The 3729-nt window shown below is 39.4% G+C and carries 3 protein-coding genes; 2 read left to right on the forward strand and 1 reads right to left on the reverse strand.

Annotated elements, in window-relative coordinates; genetic code table 11:
- Nucleotides 1-182: 182 nt before the first annotated feature.
- Complete coding sequence (locus J4P91_RS28455; RefSeq protein WP_207996765.1) at nucleotides 183-1646, reverse strand: pyridoxal phosphate-dependent decarboxylase family protein; 1464 nt, start codon at nucleotides 1644-1646, stop codon at nucleotides 183-185.
- Nucleotides 1647-2237: 591 nt separating this feature from the next.
- Here J4P91_RS28455 and J4P91_RS29315 point away from each other — a divergent pair.
- Nucleotides 2238-2921 (forward strand): RICIN domain-containing protein, encoded by a 684-nt coding sequence (locus J4P91_RS29315; RefSeq protein WP_243764065.1) that lies wholly within the window; start codon nucleotides 2238-2240, stop codon nucleotides 2919-2921.
- Between the two features lie 98 nt (nucleotides 2922-3019).
- Nucleotides 3020-3346, forward strand: coding sequence for a hypothetical protein (locus J4P91_RS29320; RefSeq protein WP_374192078.1), 327 nt, complete (start codon nucleotides 3020-3022; stop codon nucleotides 3344-3346).
- Nucleotides 3347-3729: the final 383 nt, after the last annotated feature.

The following is a 3729-nucleotide window of genomic DNA, read 5'->3' on the forward strand; positions in this document are numbered from 1 at the left end:
TTTCTAGAGTAATAGGATCAGTATGTCCAAGTGTTAGAGATTACTTACACGCATATTAAAGTTTTTGCACCAGAACCATAAAAAGAGATAGAACGGCTTTCAAAAAAACATTGGACTATTCTATGTCGTGACATGACTATTGGAACAGCTCACTAATGGTATAATGTCTTCCTTGGCAAAATTCAGCTCAGACCGTTCGGATGTCTCTCCAAATATTTTGCTCTTGCTCCATTCAGCAACTCCATCAATACCATAATATCTTCCTCAGTTGAATCGTAGTTCGTAATGCAAGCTCGCAGTACTGGAGCCTTGTTTATTTCGTATACTGAAATCCATGCCTGCCCTGAACGTAATATCTCTTGACATATAAATGATGCGAAATTCGATTGGATCTTTGAGTGAATATTGGAATCTGTAAAGCATACGACAGGCAATACGGTATCATTGACAACCTTCCAGTTAGAGCAAGCAAGCTCCCAGCGTAACCGATTGCCCATCTCTGTCTGGTGCTGCACCATGCTGCGATAGCCTTCCCAACCAACCGTTACAAGCGATAAATACACTTTCAAACCGATAAACCTTCGCGACCATTGAATCGAATGGGTGAACGGATCAATAACATCCAGATCAAATCCTTCTTTCGGCATATAATCTGCCGTGATACTGAATGTTTTATGTAAGATGTCCTTATGTCGTGTAATATAAATTCCCGCCCCCATCGGGACAGACATCCACTTGTGCGCATCGAAGGTAATGGAGTCAGCTCGGCCAATACCATGAAGTAGTTCAAGCAGTTCTGGTGCAAACACGGAGGCTCCACCGTACGCAGCATCCACATGCAGCCACAGTTGCTCACGTTCAGCCAAGTTTGCCATTTCGTTAATGGGATCAATCGCTCCGGCGCCGGTCGTTCCACCCGTCGCAATGATGAGAAAAGGAGTGTATCCAGCAGCGCGATCCACTTGAATTTGATGATGAAGCGCATGAACATCGATATGCATTTCAGAGTCCGTCGTAATAATGCGAAGGGAATCTGTACCCAGGCCGCAGGAACGCGCTGCCTTTACCAGAGAATGGTGGCTCTCAGCAGAGGCGTACATGACGGGATTCGTGGGGAGTGACCTCAGCCCCTCTTTGGCATAAGATGGAAAATGATGCACTAGTGCGGTCAGTACGGCCGTCAAATTTGCTTCCGCTCCCCCCGTTGTAAATGTCCCATCTGCTGCCTCTGCTGAATAACCGAATTTTGAAGCTATCTCTTTCAATACATAATTCTCCATTTCGACCGCTACAGGTGCATGGCTCCAGGCTGCAAGCTGCGGATTGAATGCTGCAGTAATCGTATCCGCCATAATTCCCATGAAGTTGGGCCGCGGATTATATAGACCGAAATATCGCGGGTGTGGCGTATGTACCTGGTATTGCCTTAATCCCTCCAGGATATGATAAATCGCCTCGCGCGCGCTGACGGGATGCTCAAAAGATAATCTACGTGCGTATTCTGCAACCGCATCCACGCTGAGTTCAGGTGAGACACGAACCTCGCGTATGTGCGTCATATAGTCATTGACTTGCTCCAACAGATAGGTTCCAATGTCCATGCGTTCGTCCGTATCAAGATTAAGAATTGAATTATGCTTCATCATGTGGAAAATGCATCTCCCTTCATCTTGTAAAATTCCATTGCTGATTCAGATTATACACTCGTAGAACTCGGGTGTATGCATCTTCGAATAAAACCGCAACATTTCGAAACAATATCTCTCCACTTGGCGACGCGGTCGGCGCACGCCAGCGACGGTAGCCAAAATGAATAATCCACCATAAAATTTGAAACGTGAGCAAGCATCTATACTTAGAGTAGGAACTATTGGTTTTATTGTATTGAATATTGGCTTAGCGTATATTTTCGTAAAAATGTGGGCGGTACGCCTATACGTAACCTTGTGAACTTTGCAATATCTTCTACTGACATTCCGTAAGGTTCGTTTCATTTTTGGGATAACCCTAAAATTATTTTTATGCCTTTTGGTACTATGTTTTTACTCAAAAACCACCATCCCCAAAGGTGTACCTTTTGAAACACTTTTACAGAGAATTTTTATTAGAGGACACTATATCATTCCGAGGAAAGTATTTCTCAATATACAACCATGTCAGATTTTCCAATTTTCTGTTATTATCAACTAGCAATATCTGGTTTGAAACTATTAAATTTAAAAGGAGTGGGAAAATCAATGACGTTTAAAGTTGGTATGAAGTATATGTTTAAAAATAAAAACAGTAGAAAATATCTAGACATATCAGGAAACCAAACAGGTAATAATGCTAATGTTCAACAATATGAATATCTCGCAGATGCACCTTCTGAAAGGTTTTTTCTTCATCCGTTAGATAACAATTATTATGCAATGATTAATGTAAATAGTGGTAAGGTTATAGACATATCAGGAAATCAAACAGGTAATAATGCCAATATTAAACAATATGAGTGGCTTGGCGAGGCACCTTCTGAATACTGGTACTTTCATCGTGAAGCGGATGGGCATTATGTTATTGAATCAAAACATAGTGGAAAGGTTTTAGATATAGCAGGAAACTCAACAGCTAATAATGCTAACGTTCAACAATATGAGTTTCTTCGTGATGCACCTTCTGAAAGATTTGCTGTTGAAGAAGCGGGAAGCGTATCTCTCCCATCAATAAATACGCAACCATTATCAGCTGTACCAGAATATAAAACGATTAATGATCAACTTCCAGAAGAAACAGAGCGTGCGGTAACAGCCTTTACAATAGTTCCGTCTATCTCAGTAAAAGATCCACATTATGGCGGAGATACAGCCAAACAAATAAAAGAAAATCCTTATTATATGGTTGTAAAAAACAATGGTGGAAAAAACAAGAATCTTATGTTTTAGCTCCTAGTGAAACATATAAATTTGAAACTAAAACTGGTATAAAAGTAACTGATCAAGAAACTGCTACAAGGACAGTAAGTTGGAGTATTGGTGCTGATATGGGATTTAGTTTTAAAGGGTTTTCGTTAGGTCTGTCTTCTCAATATTCTACACAATTACAGACTTCTATAAGTCATACAACTGAACAATTAAAAGAAGAAACGCACACACACACAGTAACTAATCCATTTTTAGAGAGAATGGCGTATTCTAGATATATATTAACGACAGAATATTCTGTTCAAAGAAAAAATGGTACTATCGTAAATGCTCCTTGGACGATGACTGATAAGACAAAAGCACATGCTGTGACTTTTCCAAAATCTAAAGAAAATATATTAAATGAAAATACAAAGCAAATATCAAAAAGTGAAAGTGTAAACTAAAAAATATTTATGAAAAACACCTGATCTCAATACATTGAATCAGGTGTTTTGTATTCTAATTCCCCCGTTTCAGGGATTCGGGAAAAAACACCCAAGTACCAAAAACGAACGTTTAAGGAACTTCATTTATTTCTAATAAGGCTAATAGAAATACGATCAAAAATTAGTTCCAAAACTCATTACCAAAAACAAAGCACCATAAAAAGGATTAAATATCGTTTATGGAACATTCTTAACGTACGGTAAAACCAAATTTTTTTGCCTTAAAAATTCCTTAGCGTACGAAATTCGCGTTTTGTTGGCGGGACCCCATCGCTATCAAGCTAAGCTCATACAACGTCACTTATAGTAGAGGTTATTTCTTTTTTTCTAGAGGATACATG

Source organism: Bacillus sp. XF8 (assembly GCF_017498755.1).
GTDB lineage: Bacteria > Bacillota > Bacilli > Bacillales > Bacillaceae_G > Bacillus_A > Bacillus_A bingmayongensis.

What these genes read in the sequence shown, in the direction of transcription:
- J4P91_RS28455 (WP_207996765.1), bottom strand. Translation starts at nt 1,646, where the DNA reads ATGATGAAGCATAATTCAATTCTTAATCTTGATACGGACGAACGCATG.
- J4P91_RS29315 (WP_243764065.1), top strand. Translation starts at nt 2,238, where the DNA reads ATGACGTTTAAAGTTGGTATGAAGTATATGTTTAAAAATAAAAACAGT.
- J4P91_RS29320 (WP_374192078.1), top strand. Translation starts at nt 3,020, where the DNA reads ATGGGATTTAGTTTTAAAGGGTTTTCGTTAGGTCTGTCTTCTCAATAT.